The sequence below is a fragment of the Salinarimonas soli genome (assembly GCF_008386575.1).
GTDB lineage: Bacteria > Pseudomonadota > Alphaproteobacteria > Rhizobiales > Beijerinckiaceae > Salinarimonas_A > Salinarimonas_A soli.
The window spans coordinates 13,023-31,706 of sequence record NZ_VUOA01000019.1 but is presented as its reverse complement, the minus strand read 5'-3'; the positions used below and the strand labels follow the sequence as shown (position 1 = coordinate 31,706).

Here is an 18,684-nt window from a genome sequence, read left to right as displayed (position 1 = left end):
TTTCACGCCGCAGGACCGGCCAATGGGGAGCGGGGGCGGTCTTAGCAGCGTTGCGAAGCTGTCACAATATGCGCGGGGGATCGCGCCGCCTGCCCTCTCACCCCGCGAAGCGCGCGAACAGCATCCGCGTCTCGCCGTAATCCCGCCGCTCGATCTCCTCGAACCGCTCGGGCAGCGCCACCTCCGCCCCTTGCGTCTCCTCCACCACGGCGAGGGCGCCGGGGACGAGCCACCCGCCCTCGGCGCAGGAAGCCAGGGCCTTGGGCGCGAGGTCGCGGCCGTAGGGCGGGTCGCAGAAGAGGAGGGAGAAGGGCTCGATGCGCTCGATGCGGCCCATGCGGGTGGCGTCGCGCTTGAACAGGCGCGCCACGCCCGCAAGGCCGAGGGTCTCGATATTCTCGCGGATGAGCCCGCGCGCCTGGGCGCCCTCGTCCACGAGCACCGCGAAGGCCGCGCCGCGCGACAGGGCCTCGAGCCCCATGGCGCCCGTGCCCGCGAACAGGTCGATCACCCGGGCGCCGGGGACGGGGTCGTCATAGCCGTGCGCCAGGATGTTGAAGATCGTCTCGCGCAGGCGGTCGGAGGTCGGGCGGATGGCGTCCGACCTCGGGCCCGCGAGGCCCCGTCCGCGAAAGCGGCCGCCGACGATGCGCACGCCCCGCCGCTCCGATCAGGACCGCCGGCCCTTCGGGGGACCGCCGCGGCCGGGAGGACCGCCGCGACCCGGAGGACCGCCGCGCCCGCCCGAAGGCGGGCCGCGCCGGGGCGGCGCGCCGTCGCGAGGAGGACGGGCGTCGCGGGGCGGGCGGTCGCCGCCCGCGCGGGGCGGACGCGGGCCGTCGGAGCGCGCCGGGCGCTCGTCGGAGCGGGGCCGGGGACGGCGGGGCGTGTCGTCGCCCTGCGGCGGACGGGAGCGGCGGGCGGGCCGCTCCTCGGCCTCGGGCTTCGGCTGGGCCACGAGGCGCTCCACGAGCACCTTGCCGCCCTTGGTGCCCTTGATGGCGCCGACCCGCTCGCGCGGGCGCTCGGCATTGGCGGCGCGCTCCGTCGCAGGATCCGTCTTGCGCCGGGGCTTGAAGGCCTTGGGCTCGGCGGTGTCCTCGTCGGCGCGCCACGTGGTGCGCCGCACCAGACGGGCGGGCGCCTCGGCGCGGTCGGGCCGGTCGCCCTCGCGGCCGGGACGCTGGGGCTTGCCGCCCCGCGCCGGACGGTCGTCCCCGGGGCGCGGGCGGGCCGGGCGCTCGTCGTCGCGGGTGCGGCGGGGCCTGTCCTCGCCGGTGCGCCCGCGCGCGGGCCGCTCGTCGCGGCGCTCCGGGCGGCGCTCCTCGTAGGCGTCGCGCTCGTCGATCGGCTCGCGCACGGGAGAGGCGAAGTCGACCCCGGCCTCCTGGGCCAGGGCCTCGCCGAGCTGATCGCGCAGCACCCGGGTCGGGATCTCCTCGACGAGGCCCATCTCGAGCTCGCCGAGCTGGAACGGCCCGAAGGACATGCGGATGAGGCGGTTCACCTGGAGGCCCAGATGCTCCAGCACCACCTTGATCTCCCGGTTCTTGCCCTCGCGCAGGCCCAGCGTCAGCCAGGTGTTGTCGCCCTGCGCGCGGTCGAGGCGCGCCTCGATGGGCCCGTAATCGACCCCGTCGATGCTGATCCCGCCGCGCAGGCCGTCGAGGGCCGCCTGGTCGATGTCGCCATAGGCCCGTACCTTGTAGCGCCGCAGCCAGCCCGTGGTGGGATGGGCCAGGACGCGGGCGAGGCCGCCGTCGTTGGTGAGGAGCAGCAGCCCCTCCGTGTTGATGTCGAGGCGGCCCACCGCCACCACGCGGGGCAGCTCGGAGGGCAGGCTGTCGAACACGGTCGGGCGCCCCTCGGGGTCGCGCGCCGTCGTCACGAGGCCCCGCGGCTTGTGGAAGAGCCACAGGCGGGTGCGCTCCTTCTGCGGCAGGGGCTCGCCGTCGACCCGGATGTCGGCGTCCGCGAGCACGTTGAGGGCGGGGGAGGCCACGACCTCGCCGTTGAGCGTCACGCGCCCGTCCTCGATCATCTTCTCGGCGTCGCGGCGCGAGGCGACGCCCGCGCGGGCCATTACCTTCGCGATCCGCTCCTCCAGGGGCTCCGTGCCGGCCGGGGCGGCGTCGGGCGCGCGCTTGGGGCGATCGGCCCCAGCGCGGGGCCGGCGGGCGGGACGGGGCGCCCCGTCGAAGGACCGCTGCGGCCGCTCGGCATCGGTGCGGGGGCCGCGAACGGGCCTGTCGCCGTCCTCGCGACGCGCGCGGACCGGCCGGTCGCCGTCGGGACGGGGGCGATAGGGGCGGTCACCGTCCGGCCGAGGACCACGGGCGGGGCGGTCGCCCTCGGGCCGGGAGCGGAAGGGACGGTCCCCCTCGGGGCGAGGACGGTACGGGCGGTCGCCCTCGGGACGGGGACCCCGCGCGGGCCGGTCGCCCTCGGAACGGGAGCGAAACGGGCGGTCGCCCTGCGGGCGAGGGCCGCGGTTCGGCCGGTCCCCCTCGGGCCGGCGCGGGGGGCGGTCGCCGCCGAACGAGCGCTCGCCGTCGTTCGAGCGGGCGCGGAACGGGCGGTCGCCGTCCTCGCGGCGCGGACGGGCGGGACGGTCCCCGTCGGGGCGGGCACGCTGCGGCCGGTCGCCGTCGGGCTTGCGGAACGGGCGGTCGCCCCCCGGCTTGCCGCGGAAGGGGCGGTCGCCGCCGCCGGTGCGCGGGCGCGCGTCACGGTCGCCCGCGGGCTTGCGGAAGGGCCGGTCGCCATCCTCGCGGCGCGGGCGGGCGTTCCGGTCGCCCGCGCCCGAGCGGGCCGGTCGCTCGCCGTCCTCGCGGGCGCGCGGCGGTCGGTCGGGCCGGTCGCCGCGCGGGGGGCGGGCAGCGCGGGCGGGGCGGTCGCCACGGGGGGCGCGGGCCGGCGGGCGTCCGCGCGGCGCGCGGCCTCCGGCATCGTCGTCATTCTTGTCGGTCATTGCGGCTTGATATCAGAGAGATATGTGAGATGCGAGAGCGCATTGACCCCGCGTCATCAGGTCGATGCCCGATGCTGGACACACCCATGCGCCCGGACGAGCCGCCCCCCTTCGATCCCATGGCCTCAGCCCTCGCCCAAGCCCGTGCGGCGGGCGCGCGGGGCGAGGTTCCCGTCGGGGCCGTGGTGGTGCGCGACCGCGCCGTCCTGGCCGCCGCCGGCAACCGCACCCGCGAGCTCAACGACCCCACCGCGCATGCCGAGGTCCTGGCGCTGCGCGCCGCCTGCGCCGCGCTCGGCCAGGAGCGGCTCACGGGCTGCGACCTCTACGTGACCCTGGAGCCCTGCCCCATGTGCGCGGGCGCGATCTCCTTCGCCCGCATCCGCCGCCTCTATTTCGGCGCCGGTGATCCGAAGGGCGGCGCGGTGGAGCACGGTGTCCGCCTCTACGCTTCCGCCACCTGCCACCACGCGCCGGAGGTCTACGGGGGCTTGCGCGAGACCGAGGCGGCGGCGGTGCTGCGAGGGTTCTTCCAGGAGAGGCGGTAGGGGCGCATGCCGTGCTCCCCTCCCCCTTGCGGGGAGGGGCTGGGGGTGGGGGTGACGGCGGAGGTGGAGCAGAACCAGTCGCAACCGTTCGGATAGCAACCTCTCCGGTCAGATCACCGCCGTCACCCCCCACCCCAGCCCTCCCCCACAAGGGGGGAGGGAGCAGCGTGGCGCCTCAGGGCCGGAAGCGCTCCGGCTGGCTCCCGTCAATGTCCGTGAAACCGTAGAGGCGGGCGAGGTCGGCGGCGTGGAGGTTGCGGCCGGCATGGCGGGCGGCGTCGGGGTCGGCGGCGAGCGCGGCGAGGGCGCGGCCGGCGAACAGCGGGCTCTCGGTGGCGTCGAGCCCGGCGTCGGCGGCGCGCTCGGTGCGGACCCGGCCTGGCGTCAGGGCGAGCGCCGTGACGCCGTGGCCGCGCAGTTCCTCACCGCAGGCCAGCGCCAGGCGGTTGAGGCCCGCCGTGGCGAGGTCGTAGTGGATGTCGCCGAGATAGCCCTCCTCCGTGGAGAAGGACACGAAGGCGAGGAGCCCCCGGCGGGCCGAGACCATGGCGGGGGCCACGGCGCGGGCAAGGAGCAGGGCCGCGTAGGGGCCCGTCTCCATGAGATGGCCGAAGCGGGCCACGGGCCGGCGCCAGAACGGATCGCCCCAGGCCGAGCCGTCGGCGAAGCGCTCGCCGTCATGGCCCTCGTTGCCGCCCCAGACGGAGGACACCGCCACGTCGATGCGCCCGAAGCGGCGCAGGGCCCAGGAGACGAGGGTGTCGACCTCGCGCTCGCTGGTGTGGTCGCAGCGATAGGGATGGCCGCGGCCGCCCGCGGCGCCGACCTCGTGGGCGGCGTCCTCGATGGTCTCGCGCCGCCCGTCGGTGATCGCGCCCGCCTGGCTCGAGCGCCCGGTGACGATCACGGTCGCCCCGGCCTCGCCGAGCGCCCGCGCGATGCCGCGGCCGACGCCGCGCGAGGCGCCGGCGACGAGGCAGATGCGGTCCGCGAGCGGCGGGCTCATGGCGTTCCCCGCCCTACGAGGCGGCGGCCTTCGGCTTCGACAGGAAGGCCATGAAGGCGGAGCGGGCCTCGGGCGAGGCCAGCGCCTTCCCGAAAGCGACCGCCTCGGCGTCGATGGCGGCGAGCAACACCGTGCGGTCGCCGCGCAGGAAACGGCGGGTGGCCAGCATCGCGCCCCGGGGCTTGGCGGCGAGCGCCTGGGCTTTGGCGAGCGCGTGCGCCTCGAGGCTCTCGGCGAGGACGACGGCGTTGACGAGGCCGAGGCGATGGGCCTCCGCCGCGTCGAAGCCCTCCGCCAGCATCAGGAGCTCGGAGGCCTTGGCGAGGCCGACGCGCTGGGGCAGGAGCAGGCTCGAGCCGGCCTCCGGCACGAGGCCGAGATCGACGAAGGGCATGCGGAACCTGGCGGTCGGCGCCGCGAAGGCGAGGTCGCAATGGAGGAGCAGCGTGGTGCCGATGCCCACCGCCACGCCCTCGACCGCCGCCACGAGCGGCTTCTCCAGGGTGGCGAGCGCGCGCACGAAGCTGAAGGGCGGCGCCTTGCCGGGATCGGCCGCGAAGGCGAGGAAGTCGCCGATGTCGTTGCCCGCCGTGAACGAGCCGCCCGAGCCCGTGATGAGGAGGGCGCCGATCCCGTCGTCGGCCTCGGCCTCCCGGAAGGCTCCCATGAGGGCGCCGTACATCGCGCCCGTGAGCGCGTTCTTCTTCTCCGGCCGCGCGAGCCGGAGGCGCATGACGCCTCCCTCGCGGGTGATCTCGACCTGGTCCGTCATCGCCCCCTCCCCTAGCTCGCCAGCGCCAGCGGCGCGTCCTGCAGGAAGCCGGCGCCCGCGGTCACCGTGTCCTCCAGCCCGCGCGCCCCGATGGCGAGGTTCTCGGCGAAGAAGCGGGCGAGCGCGATGCGGGCGCCGTGCGCCGGATCGGTCTCGCCGGCCTTCATCGCGGCGGAGGCCGCGAGCGCCGCCTTGGCGAGCGCCGTGCCGCCCTGGGCGAGGCCGAAGAGGCGGAGATAGGGCGTCGCGCCCGCAAGCGCCTGGTCGGGATCGTTGGAGGCGAGCGCCTTGAGCATGAAGCTCGTGGCGCGGTCGAGGCTTTCCACCGCCTCGCGCAGGCGGGCCGCCGTGTCGCCGAAGGCCGCGTCGCCGTTCTTCGTCACGCCCGTGACGGTGCCGCGCATCTCGGCGATGAGGGCGCGGACCGCCTCGCCGCCTGAGAGCGGCAGCTTGCGGGCCACGAGGTCGATGGCCTGGATGCCGTTGGTGCCCTCGTAGATCGCCGCGATGCGGGCGTCGCGCAGGTGCTGCGCCGCGCCCGTCTCCTCGACGAAGCCCATGCCGCCATGGACCTGCACGCCCGTGGAGGCGACCTCGATGCCGATGTCGGTCGAGAAGGCCTTCGCCACGGGGGTGAGGATCGAGGCGCGCTCGTGCGCGGCGCGCTTGGCGTCGGCGTCGCCCGCGAGGTGCGAGCGGTCGAGGGCGGCGGCCGTCATGTAGCAGATGGCGCGGGCCGCGGCGGTGGACGCCTTCATGGTGAGGAGCATCCGCTTCACGTCCGGGTGCTCGATGATCGGGTGCATGCCCTCGGCCTGGACGGTGCGGGCCCGGCCCTGGCGCCGGTCCTTGGCGTAGGACAGGGCCTGCTGGTAGGCGCGCTCGGCGATGGCCACGCCCTGGAGACCGACCGCGAGGCGGGCGTTGTTCATCATGAGGAACATGACGGCGAGGCCGCGATTGGCCTCGCCCACGAGCCAGCCCGTCGCGCCGCCGCCGTCGCCATAGACCATGGTGCAGGTGGGCGAGGCGTGGATGCCGAGCTTGTGCTCGATGCCGGCGCAGCGCACGTCGTTGCGCGTGCCGTCGGGGAGCACCTTCGGCACGAGGAAGAGCGAGATGCCGCGGGTGCCGGCCGGCGCGTCGGGCAGGCGCGCCAGCACGAGATGGACGATGTTGTCGGTGAGGTCGTGCTCGCCGTAGGTGATGTAGATCTTCTGGCCGGTGATCTTGTAGGAGCCGTCGCCCACGGGCTCGGCGCGGGTGCGAAGCGCGCCGAGGTCCGAGCCCGCCTGGGGCTCGGTGAGGTTCATGGTCGCGGTCCACTCGCCGGAGACGAGCTTCTCGAGGTAGCGGCCTTTCAGCTCGTCCGAGCCGTGCGCGGTCAGCGCTTCGATGGCGCCCATGGTGAGGACGGGGCCCAGCCCGAAAGCCATGTTGGCGGCGTTCCACATCTCGACGCAAGCCGAGTTGAGCAGCGTCGGCAGGCCCTGGCCGCCGTAATCCACGGGGCCGGGGAGCGCGTTCCAGCCGGCCTGGGCCCAGGCATGATAGGCCTCGCGCCAGCCCGGCGGCATGGTGATGGCGCCGTCCTTGAGGGGCGTGCCGTGCTGGTCGCCGATGCGGTTCAGGGGCGCCAGCACCTCCCCCGCGAAGCGGGCGCCCTCCTCCAGGATGGACTGGACCAGATCCGTCGAGAGATCGCCGTAAAGCCCTTCTTCAATCGCGTGGTCTAGACCTGCGACGTGACGCATGGTGAAGAGCATGTCGGCGACGGGCGCCCGATAGGTCATGGTTTCCTCCGATTGGCGTTCGGCTTCGGCTGCCGTTGACGGACAGGGTAGCGCACCTTTCGGCCGCTCGCACAGGCCCGGAGATAGTTCATATATGAACCATCGGCAAGTTTCCCCAACGCGCCGGGCCCGGCGACCGGGTGTCGCGCGATGAGCCGGACGGAGCGCTTGAGCGGGGGCGACGTGGAGCGGGCGGCGCAGATCCTGCGGGCGGGCGGCCTCGTCGCGTTCCCGACCGAGACCGTCTACGGGCTCGGCGCCGACGCCACCGATCCGAGGGCCGTGGCGGGCATCTATGCGGCGAAGAACCGCCCGCGCTTCAACCCTCTCATCGCGCATGTGCCGGACCTCGCGGCGGCGCGGCTCCAGGGCCGGTTCGACGGCGCGGCGCTGACGCTCGCCGAGCGCTTCTGGCCGGGGCCCCTCACCCTCGTGGTGCCGCTCGCGGAGGGGGGGACGGTGAGCGAGCTCACCCGGGCGGGGCACGACAGCGTGGCGCTGCGGGTGCCGTCCCACCCCCTCGCCCGCGCGCTGCTCGCCGCCGCCGGGCGGCCCATCGCCGCGCCTTCCGCCAACCGCTCCGGGCGGATCAGCCCCACCACGGCGGCGCACGTGCTCGCGGGCCTCGACGGGCGCATCGACGCGATCCTGGAGGGCGGCGCCACCCGGGTAGGCGTGGAATCGACGATCATCGCATGCCTTGGCGGGCGCCCCACCCTGCTGCGCCCCGGCGGCGTGCCCCGCGAGGCGATCGAGGCGGCGCTGGGGGAAGGGCTCGCGGAAGCCGAGGAGCCGGGCCAGGCCCCGCGGGCGCCGGGCATGCTCGCCTCGCATTACGCGCCGCGGGCGCGGGTGCGGCTGAGGGCGCGGGAGATCCGGCCGGGGGAGGCGGCCCTGCTCTTCGGGGCGGGCGCGCTGCCAGGCGTCGAGGCCGCCGCGGCGGTCCTGGACCTGAGCCCGCAGGGCGACCTCGCGGAGGCGGCGGCGAACCTGTTCGGCCACCTCCACCGCCTCGACGCCACGGGCGCCGGCACGATCGCCGTGGCCCCGATCCCGCGCACGGGCCTGGGCGAGGCCATCAACGACCGCCTGCGCCGGGCTGCGGCAGAGCGGGTGTGATCGGCCCCTCTCCCGGGTGGGAGGGGNNTCGCTCCTGCACCTCCGCTTGTCATGGCCGGGCTTGACCCGGCCATCCAGTCGAACCGTCTGTCTGGGTCCCCGGGTCAAGCCCGGGGATGACGGTGGAGTGGCGGCAGGGTGGTGCGCCCCTCCCGGCGTGCACCCTCACCCCCTGGCACTTCGTGCACCCCTCTCCCATCCGGGAGAGGGGAGGCCCGCCTCAGCCCTTCAGCTTCGCGGCGATCTGGGCCACGTGGCGGCCCTGGAAGCGGGCGCCGTCGAGCTCGTTCGCCGAGGGCTGGCGCTGGCCCTGGCCGCCGGCGATGGTCGTGGCGCCGTAGGGCGCGCCGCCCGTGATCTCGTCGAGGGTCATCTGGCCCTGGAACGAGTAGGGCAGGCCCACGATGACCATGCCGAAATGCATCAGGTTGGTGATGCCCGCAAACAGCGTCGTCTCCTGCCCGCCATGCTGGGTGGCGGTCGAGGTGAACACCGAGCCCACCTTGCCCGTGAGCGCGCCCGACGCCCAGACCGAGCCCGCCTGGTCCCAGAAGTTCGCCATCTGCGAGGCCATGCGGCCGTAGCGGGTGGGCACGCCCACGATGATGGCGTCGTAGTCGGGCAGCTCGGCGACCGTGGCGATCGGGGCTTGCTGGTCGAGCTTGAAATGCGCGTTGCGGGCCACGTCCTCGGGCACGAGCTCAGGGACGCGCTTGACCACCGCCTCTGCGCCGGCCTGGCGCGCGCCCTCGGCCACCGCGTGCGCCATGGTCTCGATATGGCCGTAGGTCGAGTAGTACAGGATCAGAACCTTCGTCATGGGGATCTCCTTATGGGTCACGACAGGCGAAAGGCGGCGCCCGGGGAGGGGCGCCGCCGAAGCTTTGAGTCGAGGTGGACGGTTTACGCGGCGCGGGGCGAGAGGCCGGTGACCGGCTCCTGCCGCAGCGAGAAGGGCCGCAGGGCGAGCGCCCCGTCGCCGATCAGGGCATGGGCGAGCGCGGCGACCGCCAGGAAGGCGGGATATTCCCAGCCGCCATTCGCCGCGGTGAAGAGCCAGCCGTTGCCGGCATGCACCATCACGGCGCCGAGGAGGACCGGCAGCAGCGCGACCGAGACCAGGCGGCCGTAGAGGCCGAGGATGATCGCCGCGCCGCCGACGACCTCCGCCGCTACGATCGGATAGGCGAGGATCGGCGGGAAGCCCACCTGGGCGAGGAAGCCGGCGAAGCCCGGCATGGTGAACACGAAGACCTTGAGGCCGGCATGGGCGATGAACATGGTGCCGAGGGCGACACGCAGGGCGAGGGCGCCGTAGGGAGCGAGGCGTTGGTCGATCACGGGGGATCTCCAGATTGGGAAGCGATGCGGCGGGCTGCCGACCCCGCCAACATGCCCCTTCCCAAATCGCATATCCATGGCTAAGTTTGCAGCAAGCGATTTGCATGGACGCAAGATCATGGATCCGGCCAAAGCCCTCGCCTGGGACGATTTCCGGCTCGTGAAGAGCATCGCCGAGGCGCGGGGGCTCACGGGCGCCGCCGAGCGCCTCGGCGTGAACCACTCGACGGTGTTCCGCCGGCTCGGCCAGCTCGAGGAGTCGCTCGGGCTGAAGCTCTTCGAGCGCCACCGCACGGGCTACCAGCTCACGGCGGCGGGCGAGGAGATGCAGGCGCTGGCGAGCCGCATGGACGAGGACGTGGCCACCTTCGCCCGCAAGCTCGCGGGCCAGGCGCTCTCGCCCGCGGGCGAGCTGCGGGTGACCACGAACGACACGCTGCTCGTCCATCTTCTCACGCCGATCTTCGCCCGGTTCTGCGCCCAGTGCTCGGAGATCCGCCTCGACGTGGTGCTCGCCAACCAGGCCCTCAACCTGTCGAAGCGCGACGCGGACGTGGCGATCCGGGCGACCGACAACCCGCCCGAGAACCTCGTGGGCCGGCGCGCGGCGACGATCGCCTGGGCGATCTACGGCCGCGCCGCCGACTTCCCGCAGCCGGAGGGCTTGAGCCTGACGGACCTCCTCGACCGCACCTGGGTGGCGCTCGGCGACAATCTCGGCGTCCTCAAGGTGGCCCGCTTCGTGCGCGAGCGGGTGCCCTCGGAGCGGATCGTCTACAAGGTCAACACGGTGCTGGGGCTCACGGAGGCCGTGGAGGCGGGGATCGGCATCGGCCCCCTGCCCTGCTTCATCGCCGACGACCGGCCCGGCCTCGTGCGCCTCGCGCCGCCCAACCCCGAATTCTCCACGGGCCTGTGGCTCCTCACCCATCCGGACCTGCGCCAGTCGGCCCGGGTGCGCGCCTTCCTCGACTTCGTGGCGATCGAGGTGGCGAAGGTGCGGCGGCGGATCGAGGGCGAGGCGGGCCGGGAGGATCAGCCGCCGATGAACGCGCCGACGAACCCGCCCATGGCGGCGAGCAGCGCGAGAAGCTGAACCCGCGCCCGCGAATCGCCCTTGGCCGCGAGCTCCAGGGTGGCGCCGGCCCGGAAGGCGAGGCCCGGCCAGGCGATGACCGGCAGGAAGAGGAGCATCGCGAGCGCGGCGCCCGCCAAGAGACCCGACATGTGCGTTCCCGGACGTTTGGTGTGATGGATCGGAGGAGGTCGTCGGGACGCTAATTGCGCGGGCGATTGCGTCAAGGCCGTGGCGAATCGGGCGCTCGATGCGGCGCTTGCCCCGTCACACCACCACGGGCACCGCGGCCTGGCGTCCGACCCCGAAGACGCGCTTGTAGCGCTCCACCTCTTCCGAGGGCCCCATGGCCTTGGTGGGGTTGTCGGAGAGCTTCACGGCCGGGCGCCCGTCCGCCGAGATCACCTTGCAGACGATGGAGATCGGGTCGAGGGCGCCGCCCGCGACGAGGCCCCGGAAATCGTTGGTGAGAAGCGTGCCCCAGCCGAAGCCGATGCGCATGCGCCCCGAGAAGTGCCGGTGGATGTGGACGATGCGGTCGATGTCGAGGCCGTCGGAGAAGATGGCGAGCTTCTCCTTCGGATCCTGCCCCCGCGCCCGCCACCACTGGATCGCCTCCTCGCCGCCCTCGATGGGGTCCTTCGAGTCGACGCGGATGCCGGTCCAGCCCGCGACCCAGTCGGGCGCGTGGGCGAGGAAGCCCGTGGTGCCGTAGGTGTCGGGGAGGATGACGCGCAGGTTGCCCTCGTAATCCTCTTGCCAGTCCTCCAGGACCCGGTAGGGGGCGATGTCCAGCTGCGCGTCCGTGTCGGCCAGGGCCGCGTAGACCATGGGCAGCTCGTGGGCGTTGGTGCCCACCGCCTCCGCCTCGCGCCTGAGCGCGATGAGGCAGTTGGAGGTGCCCAGGAACGACGAGCCGATGCCCTCCATCATGGCCTGGACGCACCAGTCCTGCCACAGGAAGCCGTGGCGGCGGCGCGTGCCGAAATCCGCGATGGACAGGTTGTCGAGGCCGCGCAGCACCTCGATCTTCTCCCACACCCGCGTCATGGCGCGGGCATAGAGCACCTGGAGCTCGAACTTGCCCATGCCCTTGGTGACGCCCCGCGAGCGCAGCTCGTTGAGGATGGCGAGCGCCGGGATCTCCCACATCGTGGTCTCGATCCAGGGGCCCTCGAAGGTGAGCACGTATTGCCCGTCGCGCTTCTCCAGGTGGTAGTCGGGGAAGCGGAAGCCCTCGAGCCAGGCGATGAACTCCGGCGAGAACATCTGGCGCTTGCCGTAGAAGGTGTTGCCGCGCAGCCAGGTCGACTCGCCCCGCGTGAGGCGAAGCGAGCGCACGTGATCGAGCTGCTCGCGCAGCTCGCCCTCGTCGACGATGTCGGCGAGCCGCACCTCGCGGGTCCGGTTGTGGATGCCGAACGTGACCCGGACGTCCCGCATGCGGCGGAAGATCGTCTGGGCCATGAGCAGCTTGTAGAAGTCCGTATCCAGGACGGACCGGACGATCGGGTCGATCTTCCAGTTGTGATTGTAGACCCGAGTGGCGATGTCGACCATCGCAGACCCTCACGCGAACAGGGGCCGCGACCTTAAAGGACGGGATGGGGGTGTGGAAGGGGGTGGGAGCTCCTCCTCTCCCGGATGGGAGAGGGGTCAGGGGTGAGGGTGGGCGGCCGATCGCGTCGCGTCACCTCACCGCCGCACCACCGTCATCCCCGGGCTTGACCCGGGGACCCAGGCCCACGCGTCGACTGGGTGGCCGGGTCAAGCCCGGCCATGACAAGCGGAGGGGTGGGCGCGAGCTGGTGTCAGCGCGCCACCCTTACCCCTGGCACTTCGTGCACTCCTCTCCCATCCGGGAGAGGGGGAGAGCTCCGCCCTTATTTCAGGTTCACCTTCACGTCGTCGCCGCCCTTCGGGGGCGTGCCGGTGACCACGGCCTTCACGTAGCCGTAGATGTGCAGCATCGTGCTCGACGGGGAATCCCAGTATTCGCCGAAGGTGGGGCGCACGCGGATGAGGCCGATGGAGGGGTCGTCCTTGCCCTTCGGGAACCAGGTGCGCATGGGCTCCGACCAGTGCTTGTCGATGGCGGCGCGGTCGCGGATGATCTCGGCGGTGCCGGACACCGACACGTAATCCTGCTTCGAGGGGTTCGAGAAGGCGAGGTTCACCTGCTGGTCCTTGCGGATCTCGCTCGTCTTGCCCGAGGGCACCTTCGTGAAGAACCAGAAGTCGCCGTGCTCGTCGGCGGTCTGGTTGTGCATGGGGCGCGAGCGCAGCGAGCCGTCGTCCTCGACGGTGGTGAACATGCAGATCTGCACGTCCTTGACGAGCTCGTAGAGCTTCTGGGCGCCTTCCTTGTCGTGCTGGCCGTGGTGCATGGCTTGAGGTCTCCTCTCGGGAAGAATGTCCGGATCCCCGGGCCGAGTGGACGGCCGTCCGCGCATGGCGGCATCCGCCCGGTTCGCGACCGGGCGCCGGGTTTGGCCCTGGGACAACGGCCCCGCCCAGCGATGGTTTCCGTTGCGTCAGGATCTCGCGGCGCCCCGCGGCCGCAGAGCCGATCCGCCGCGCCGGGGATCGACCGGCCGGCCTTGGAGGCTTACATGAGGAGCGAAACGCGTACCCCAAGGAGACCTCTGGTGGCGATCAATCCGGCCCAGGTGCTGCAGGCCCTCTCGACCGTGACCCTGCCCGCGAGCGGGGGCAGCCTCGCCGCCTCGGGCCGCCTGTCCGAAGTGGTGGCGGAGGGCGGCCGGGTGATGTTCTCGATCGCGATCGACCCCACCGAGGCCGCCGCGATGGAACCCGTGCGCCAGGCGGCGGAAGCCGCCGTCAAGGCGCTGCCGGGCGCAGGCCAGGTTCTCGTGAGCCTCACGGCCGACCGGGCGCCGCCGAAGGGTCCCGTCACCGACACGCCGGCCCGCGCCGGCATCCAGCCCGGCCGCCCCGGCACCGCCCCCTCCCCGCGGGCGCAAGGCATCCCCGGCGTGCGCCACGTCATCGCGGTGGCGTCGGGCAAAGGCGGCGTCGGCAAGTCGACCACCGCCTGCAACCTGGCGCTGGCGCTGCGCGCGCAAGGGCTGCGGGTCGGCGTGCTCGACGCCGACATCTACGGCCCCTCCATGCCGAAGCTCTTCGGGCTGCACGGCAAGCCGCGGGTCCTGTCGGGGCGCATCCTCGAGCCCCTCGACGGCTACGGCATCAAGGTCATGTCCATCGGCTTCCTCGTGGAGGAGGAGACGCCGATGATCTGGCGCGGGCCCATGGTGATGAGCGCCATCACCCAGATGCTGCGCGAGGTCGCCTGGGGCGAGCTCGACGTGCTCGTGGTCGACATGCCGCCGGGCACGGGCGACGCCCAGCTCACCATGGCGCAGGCAACCCCGCTCGCCGGCGCCGTGATCGTCTCGACTCCCCAGGACCTGGCGCTGATCGACGCCCGCCGGGGCGTAGCGATGTTCAAGCGCGTCGAGGTGCCGATCTTAGGGCTCGTCGAGAACATGGCCACCTTCGTCTGCCCCCATTGCGGGGAGACGAGCCACATCTTCGGCCATGGCGGCGCCCGCCGGGAAGCCGAGAAGCTCAGCGTGCCCTTCTTAGGCGAGGTGCCCCTCAACATGACCATCCGCGAGACCTCCGACGCCGGCCGTCCCGTGGTCGCCATCGAGCCCGAGGGACCGCAGGCGCGGATCTACCGGGACATCGCCGCGACGGTATGGGCGGGGTTGTCGGGCGGGGGGACCGCGAAGGCAGCGCCGCGGATCGTGTTCGAGTGAGGGTTTGCGCGCGGTCGCGCCCGTCCTAGGATCGCGCGAGGAGGCGCGCATGCACATCAGGATCGACCTGTCGGACGAGGAGGCCCGCTTCATCGAGAGCGCCGTGCGCGACGGGCGCTTCGGGTCGGCGAGCGAGGTCGTGCGCGAGGCGCTGCTCCTTCTGGAGCGGCTGTCGCAAGCCCCGGAACCGGGCGAGCCGAGCGACGAGGAGAAGCTCGCCTGGCTGCGCGCGGCGGTGCAGGAGGGGATCGACAGCGGGATCGCGGGCCCGTTCGACCCGGAGGCGATCAAGGCCGAGGCGCGGCGGCGGCGTGCGGCGAAGGGCTGATCCTTGCGCCGTCTCCTTCTCAGCACCGCGGCCGAGAACGACCTGCTCGCCATACACGCCTTCCTCGCCGATCGGGATCCGGCGGTCGCCGACCGCTTCGTCGACGGGATCTTCCGGCGATGCGGCCAGCTGATCGATCGCCCTCACCTGGGCCGTCCGCGTCCGGACGTCCGCGCCGACGTGCGGTCTCTCCTCTTCGAGCGTTGGGTCATCTTCTACCGGCCCGATCCCGACGCCGTCCTGATCCTGCGCATCGTCGACAGCGCCCGGGACCTCGGCCGCCTCGATTGGCCCGACAACGAGACCCAATGACCGACGCCAGCCCCCTCCTCCTCGCCCCGAACCCCCACGATCCCCGCCTGACCCAGGCCGTCAGCGGCGTGAACGAGCGCGGCGAGCGGGTGGAGACGGCCGTGCCCGTCGAGCGGGGGCTGACGCTGTATCTGAATGCCCAGGAGATCGTCACGATGATGACGATCAACGACTATCCCGAGTACCTGGCGATCGGCTACCTGCTGAACCAGAACATGCTCCATCCCGACGACACCGTGACCGAGGTGGAGTACGACGAGGACCTCGCCGTGGTGGTGGTGCGCACCGAGCGGCAGACGGACTACGAGGGCAAGCTCAAGAAGCGGACGCAAACCTCGGGCTGCGCTCAAGGAACCGCCTTCGGCGACCTCATGGAGGCGCTGGAGGGCGTCGTGCTGCCGCGGGCGGAGCTGCGCACCTCCTGGCTCTACCGGCTCACCCACGCCGTCAACACCACGCCCTCGCTCTACCTGGAGGCGGGCGCGATCCATGGCTGCGTGCTGGCGCGGGCCGACCGGCCGCTGGTCTACATGGAGGACGTCGGGCGCCACAACGCGGTCGACAAGATCGCGGGCTGGATGTTCCGCCAGGGCGAGAGCGGGGCCGACAAGATCTTCTACACCACGGGCCGGCTCACCTCCGAGATGGTGATCAAGACCGTGCGCATGGGCATCCCCATCCTCGTCTCCCGCTCCGGCTTCACGGCCTGGGGGGTGGAGCTCGCCCGCAAGACGGGGCTGACCCTCGTCGGCCGCGCCAAGGGCAAGCGCTTCATCGCGCTCGCCGGCGAGGAGCGGATCGTGTTCGACCAGGACCTGGCCTACGTGGAGGAGGAGAGCGCCAAGAACCGGCGCAAGGGGGCGGGCGATGAGTGAGGGCGCGAAGCCGCCAGACGTGATCCGAGCGAGCCTTCAGTCTGGCGAGGTGCTGGCTTGGTGGGACCGGCCCGATCCGAGGCTTGTGGGACGGCGGGAGCTCGGCCTTGAATGGCTGTTCGGCGTTCTCTTGCTGCATCTCGCCTTCGTCTGGATCGCTGCCACCGTGTGGGTTGGCGGAGAAGCCGTGCTTCTCGGCATGCCCCTCCTGGCGTTTGGGACTTGGTTAGTCACAGCGCCGTTTCGCACACGCCGTGCGGCGGCATCAATGCTCTACGCTCTCACCGACCAGCGAGCCCTGATCCTCTCGCCGACGGCGACCTCGGCCCATCCTCTCGGCTCAATCGCGTTCGTCGAGACCGAGGCCGCAGCCAACGGCTATGGCCACGTGCTGTTCTTCAACGAGGCCCTCCCCGTAACGTACAGGCTCTTCCACCGGTACGGCCCATGGACACGGAAATCCGGCTTCATCGGAGTCGCGCAGGCTGACCGCATCGCGCGGGACCTGCAGGACGCCGTAGCGGCCCTCGTCGGGCGCAGCACCCAGCAGCAGGCCTGAGTTCATGCAGCGAACCGCACCCCCCACCCTCGGCGTCCTCCTCGCCGGCGGCCTTGCCCGCCGCATGGGCGGCGGCGACAAGCCCATGCGGACGATCCATGGCCGCACGATCCTGGAACGGGCGAGCGAGCGCCTCGACGCGCAGTGCGACGGCCTGATCCTCAACGCCAACGGCGACCCGGCGCGCTTCGCCGCCTCGGGGCTTGCGGTGGTGGCGGACGACGTGCCGGGTTTCGCGGGGCCGCTCGCGGGCATCCTGGCCGCCCTCGACTGGGCGGCGGCGAACCGCCCGGAGCTCGAGTGGGTGGCGAGCGCGGCGGCGGATTCGCCCTTTCTCCCCAACGACTTCGTCGCGCGCCTTCATGCCGCCCGCGAGGCGGCCGGGACGCCGCTCGCCTGCGCCCGCTCGGGCGGGCAGGCCCATCCCGTGAACGCCCTGTGGCGCGTGTCTCTCCGAGGCGACCTGCGCCATGCCCTCGTGGTCGAGGACATGCGCAAGATCGACCGCTGGACCGCCCGACACGGCGTCGCGCATGCGGATTGGGAAGCCGAGCCGGTCGATCCGTTCTTCAATGCCAACACGCCCGAGGACATCGCGGAGGCCGAGCGCCTCGTGGACGTCCATGGGGAGACGCGATAAGGGAGGGCTGACGGGGCCGGCGCTTGAAGGCGCGACCCGTTCCCGGCAAGATCAGGGCATAACAAGACGTTTGGGAGATCGCCTGCTTATGAAGGTCATTATCGCGTCGGCCGTCGCCGCCCTCGTCCTGGGGATCGGCTCGGCTCTCATCCTGAACGCCGTGCAGGAGCCCGCCTACGAGGCCTTCGCCACCACGGGCGCCCGGGTCGGCCAGCCCGGCGAGAACCTCGTCGGCCAGAACTGGTCCGGCAATCCGGCGCCGCGCCACTGACCAGGCGGGCCCCTAGATTAGGGCCGCGTAGGGCAGGAAGGCGAGCGTGTCGCCTGGCGCGACACGGGTGATCCCCTCGGGAAGCTCCGCCAAGCCGTCCGTTTCCGTCATCGACGTGATCACGCCCGCGCCCTCGCGCGGGTGTTTGCTTGCCACGAGCGCCCCGTCGGCGGCCCGCATGAGGCGCACCCTCACATATTCCCGCCGCCCCTCCTTCTTCTTGTAGGCGAAGTCCGAGCGCACGGGGAACGGCGCCGCGGGCTCCCAGGCCTCGCCGGAGAGCTGCGCCACGAGGGCGCGGGCGACGCGCGCGAAGGTGACGAAGACCGCCACGGGATTGCCCGGCAGCCCGATGAAGGGCGTGCCCGCCACCGTGCCGAGCGCCACCGGCCGCCCGGGCTTGATCGCCACGCGCCAGAACGACAGCCCGCCCGCTGCCTCGACGGCCGCCTTGACGTGGTCCTCCTCCCCCGTCGAGACGCCGCCCGAGGTGATGAGGAGATCGTGCCCCGATGCCGCCTCGCGCAGGGCGCCCGCGACCGCGTCGCGGGCATCGGGGAGGATGCCGAGGTCCGTCACCTGGCACGAGAGGCGCGAGAGAAGGGCAAGCAGGGTGAACCGGTTCGAGTCGTAGAGGCTCGCAGGTCCCAGGGGCTCGCCTGGGCTCACGATCTCGTCGCCCGTCGAGAACACGGCGACGCGAAGCCGGCGGCGCACGGGCACCTCGGCGATCCCGAGCGCCGCGAGGAGCGCCACGTCCTGCGGCCTCAGGCGCCGCCCGGCGGGGAGCACGGCGGCGCCCTGCGCCACGTCCTCGCCCGCGGGCCGCCGGTTGGCGCCGGCCTTGAGGCCGCTCGGGAGCACGACGCGCCCGCCCTCCTCCCGGGTGTCCTCCTGCATGAACACGGTGTCGAAGCCCGGCGGCATGGGAGCCCCGGTGAAGATGCGAAGCGCCGCCTTAGGCATGGGCGAGCCCTCGATGCCGCGCCCCGCCGCAAGCCGCCCCGAGACGGGCAGGACCGTGTCGCCCGCAGGCGCGAGGTCCTGGAAGCGCACGGCGTAGCCATCGACGGCGGAATTGTCGAAGGGGGGCAGGTCCAGGGGCGCCGCGATCGCGTCCGCCAGCACCCGGCCGTCGGCGAGGTGGAGCGGCACGGTCTGCGGCTCGGCCACGGGCGCGACCCGCTCGCGGATCAGGGCGGTCGCCTCGTTGAGGGACATGAGGGCGCCGCCGAAGGCGAAGCAATCGTCGGAGAGCTGAGCCATGACCTCGCAGCCGCGACGGGATC

At 72.7% G+C, this 18,684-nt stretch carries 21 protein-coding genes; 10 read left to right on the top strand and 11 right to left on the bottom strand.

What is annotated here, in order from left to right; all coding sequences use genetic code 11:
* Nucleotides 1-97: 97 nt before the first annotated feature.
* Nucleotides 98-655: a 16S rRNA (guanine(966)-N(2))-methyltransferase RsmD gene (gene rsmD / locus F0L46_RS09225; protein WP_149816863.1), complete on the bottom strand. Its 558-nt coding sequence runs from the start codon at nucleotides 653-655 to the stop codon at nucleotides 98-100.
* Between the two features lie 15 nt (nucleotides 656-670).
* Nucleotides 671-2,971: a pseudouridine synthase gene (locus F0L46_RS09220; protein WP_149816862.1), complete on the bottom strand. Its 2,301-nt coding sequence runs from the start codon at nucleotides 2,969-2,971 to the stop codon at nucleotides 671-673.
* A 119-nt stretch (nucleotides 2,972-3,090) separates the two neighbouring features.
* Between F0L46_RS09220 and F0L46_RS09215 the strand changes: the two genes are divergently transcribed.
* Complete coding sequence (locus F0L46_RS09215) at nucleotides 3,091-3,519, top strand: nucleoside deaminase (RefSeq protein WP_188311926.1); 429 nt, start codon at nucleotides 3,091-3,093, stop codon at nucleotides 3,517-3,519.
* Nucleotides 3,520-3,694: 175 nt separating this feature from the next.
* Here F0L46_RS09215 and F0L46_RS09210 read toward each other — a convergent pair whose 3' ends face one another.
* Genes F0L46_RS09210 through F0L46_RS09200 form a run of 3 tightly spaced genes read right to left on the bottom strand, consistent with a single transcriptional unit; the run spans nucleotide 3,695 to nucleotide 7,090 of the window.
* The gene (locus F0L46_RS09210) at nucleotides 3,695-4,525 is read right to left on the bottom strand and encodes an SDR family NAD(P)-dependent oxidoreductase (RefSeq protein WP_149816858.1); all 831 of its coding nucleotides are present in this window, start codon (nucleotides 4,523-4,525) and stop codon (nucleotides 3,695-3,697) included.
* Between the two features lie 13 nt (nucleotides 4,526-4,538).
* Complete coding sequence (locus F0L46_RS09205) at nucleotides 4,539-5,297, bottom strand: enoyl-CoA hydratase-related protein (RefSeq protein WP_149816857.1); 759 nt, start codon at nucleotides 5,295-5,297, stop codon at nucleotides 4,539-4,541.
* Between the two features lie 11 nt (nucleotides 5,298-5,308).
* A complete protein-coding gene (locus F0L46_RS09200) occupies nucleotides 5,309-7,090 on the bottom strand; it encodes an acyl-CoA dehydrogenase (protein WP_149816855.1) in 1,782 nt (593 codons plus the stop codon).
* Between the two features lie 150 nt (nucleotides 7,091-7,240).
* Here F0L46_RS09200 and F0L46_RS09195 point away from each other — a divergent pair, with 150 nt between their 5' ends.
* Nucleotides 7,241-8,209, top strand: a complete 969-nt coding sequence (locus F0L46_RS09195; protein WP_149816854.1) for an L-threonylcarbamoyladenylate synthase — start codon at nucleotides 7,241-7,243, stop codon at nucleotides 8,207-8,209.
* Between the two features lie 220 nt (nucleotides 8,210-8,429).
* Here the strand turns inward: F0L46_RS09195 and wrbA are convergent, their stop codons facing one another.
* Nucleotides 8,430-9,029: an NAD(P)H:quinone oxidoreductase gene (gene wrbA, locus F0L46_RS09190; protein WP_149816853.1), complete on the bottom strand. Its 600-nt coding sequence runs from the start codon at nucleotides 9,027-9,029 to the stop codon at nucleotides 8,430-8,432.
* 83 nt (nucleotides 9,030-9,112) lie between these two features.
* On the bottom strand, nucleotides 9,113-9,550 hold the full coding sequence (locus F0L46_RS09185; RefSeq protein ID WP_149816852.1) for a DoxX family protein: 438 nt from the start codon (nucleotides 9,548-9,550) through the stop codon (nucleotides 9,113-9,115).
* 118 nt (nucleotides 9,551-9,668) lie between these two features.
* Between F0L46_RS09185 and F0L46_RS09180 the strand changes: the two genes are divergently transcribed.
* Nucleotides 9,669-10,646 (top strand): LysR family transcriptional regulator, encoded by a 978-nt coding sequence (locus F0L46_RS09180; RefSeq protein WP_210247628.1) that lies wholly within the window; start codon nucleotides 9,669-9,671, stop codon nucleotides 10,644-10,646.
* On the opposite strand, the gene F0L46_RS09175 is transcribed toward F0L46_RS09180, so the two are convergent.
* From F0L46_RS09175 to F0L46_RS09165, 3 genes are all read right to left on the bottom strand, one after another.
* Nucleotides 10,586-10,777: a hypothetical protein gene (locus F0L46_RS09175; protein ID WP_149816851.1), complete on the bottom strand. Its 192-nt coding sequence runs from the start codon at nucleotides 10,775-10,777 to the stop codon at nucleotides 10,586-10,588. The genes F0L46_RS09180 and F0L46_RS09175 overlap by 61 nt on opposite strands.
* A 115-nt stretch (nucleotides 10,778-10,892) precedes the next feature.
* Entirely contained in the window at nucleotides 10,893-12,185 is a 1,293-nt protein-coding gene (gene pncB, locus F0L46_RS09170) for a nicotinate phosphoribosyltransferase (RefSeq protein WP_149816850.1), read from the bottom strand.
* Between the two features lie 323 nt (nucleotides 12,186-12,508).
* The gene (locus F0L46_RS09165; RefSeq protein WP_149816849.1) at nucleotides 12,509-13,012 is read right to left on the bottom strand and encodes a pyridoxamine 5'-phosphate oxidase family protein; all 504 of its coding nucleotides are present in this window, start codon (nucleotides 13,010-13,012) and stop codon (nucleotides 12,509-12,511) included.
* Nucleotides 13,013-13,273: 261 nt separating this feature from the next.
* Here F0L46_RS09165 and F0L46_RS09160 point away from each other — a divergent pair, with 261 nt between their 5' ends.
* The 7 genes from F0L46_RS09160 to F0L46_RS09130 all read left to right on the top strand — a co-directional run bounded on the left by F0L46_RS09160 (nucleotide 13,274) and on the right by F0L46_RS09130 (nucleotide 17,395).
* Nucleotides 13,274-14,410 carry an Mrp/NBP35 family ATP-binding protein gene (locus F0L46_RS09160; RefSeq protein WP_240539928.1) on the top strand — a complete coding sequence of 379 codons (1,137 nt, stop codon included), beginning with the start codon at nucleotides 13,274-13,276 and terminating at the stop codon, nucleotides 14,408-14,410.
* A 49-nt stretch (nucleotides 14,411-14,459) separates the two neighbouring features.
* On the top strand, nucleotides 14,460-14,738 hold the full coding sequence (locus F0L46_RS09155) for a type II toxin-antitoxin system ParD family antitoxin (RefSeq protein WP_149816847.1): 279 nt from the start codon (nucleotides 14,460-14,462) through the stop codon (nucleotides 14,736-14,738).
* A gap of 3 nt (nucleotides 14,739-14,741) precedes the next feature.
* Nucleotides 14,742-15,050 carry a type II toxin-antitoxin system RelE/ParE family toxin gene (locus F0L46_RS09150; RefSeq protein ID WP_149816846.1) on the top strand — a complete coding sequence of 103 codons (309 nt, stop codon included), beginning with the start codon at nucleotides 14,742-14,744 and terminating at the stop codon, nucleotides 15,048-15,050.
* Entirely contained in the window at nucleotides 15,047-15,925 is an 879-nt protein-coding gene (locus tag F0L46_RS09145; protein ID WP_149816844.1) for a formate dehydrogenase accessory sulfurtransferase FdhD, read from the top strand. Before F0L46_RS09150 ends, F0L46_RS09145 begins: the two co-directional genes overlap by 4 nt.
* A complete protein-coding gene (locus tag F0L46_RS09140; protein ID WP_149816843.1) occupies nucleotides 15,918-16,484 on the top strand; it encodes a hypothetical protein in 567 nt (188 codons plus the stop codon). The genes F0L46_RS09145 and F0L46_RS09140 overlap by 8 nt, the downstream gene beginning before the upstream one ends.
* Nucleotides 16,485-16,488: 4 nt before the next feature.
* Complete coding sequence (gene mobA / locus F0L46_RS09135; RefSeq protein WP_149816842.1) at nucleotides 16,489-17,124, top strand: molybdenum cofactor guanylyltransferase MobA; 636 nt, start codon at nucleotides 16,489-16,491, stop codon at nucleotides 17,122-17,124.
* Nucleotides 17,125-17,212: 88 nt separating this feature from the next.
* A complete protein-coding gene (locus F0L46_RS09130; protein ID WP_149816841.1) occupies nucleotides 17,213-17,395 on the top strand; it encodes a hypothetical protein in 183 nt (60 codons plus the stop codon).
* Between the two features lie 12 nt (nucleotides 17,396-17,407).
* On the opposite strand, the gene F0L46_RS09125 is transcribed toward F0L46_RS09130, so the two are convergent.
* On the bottom strand, nucleotides 17,408-18,661 hold the full coding sequence (locus F0L46_RS09125; RefSeq protein ID WP_149816839.1) for a molybdopterin molybdotransferase MoeA: 1,254 nt from the start codon (nucleotides 18,659-18,661) through the stop codon (nucleotides 17,408-17,410).
* Between the last annotated feature and the right edge of the window lie 23 nt (nucleotides 18,662-18,684).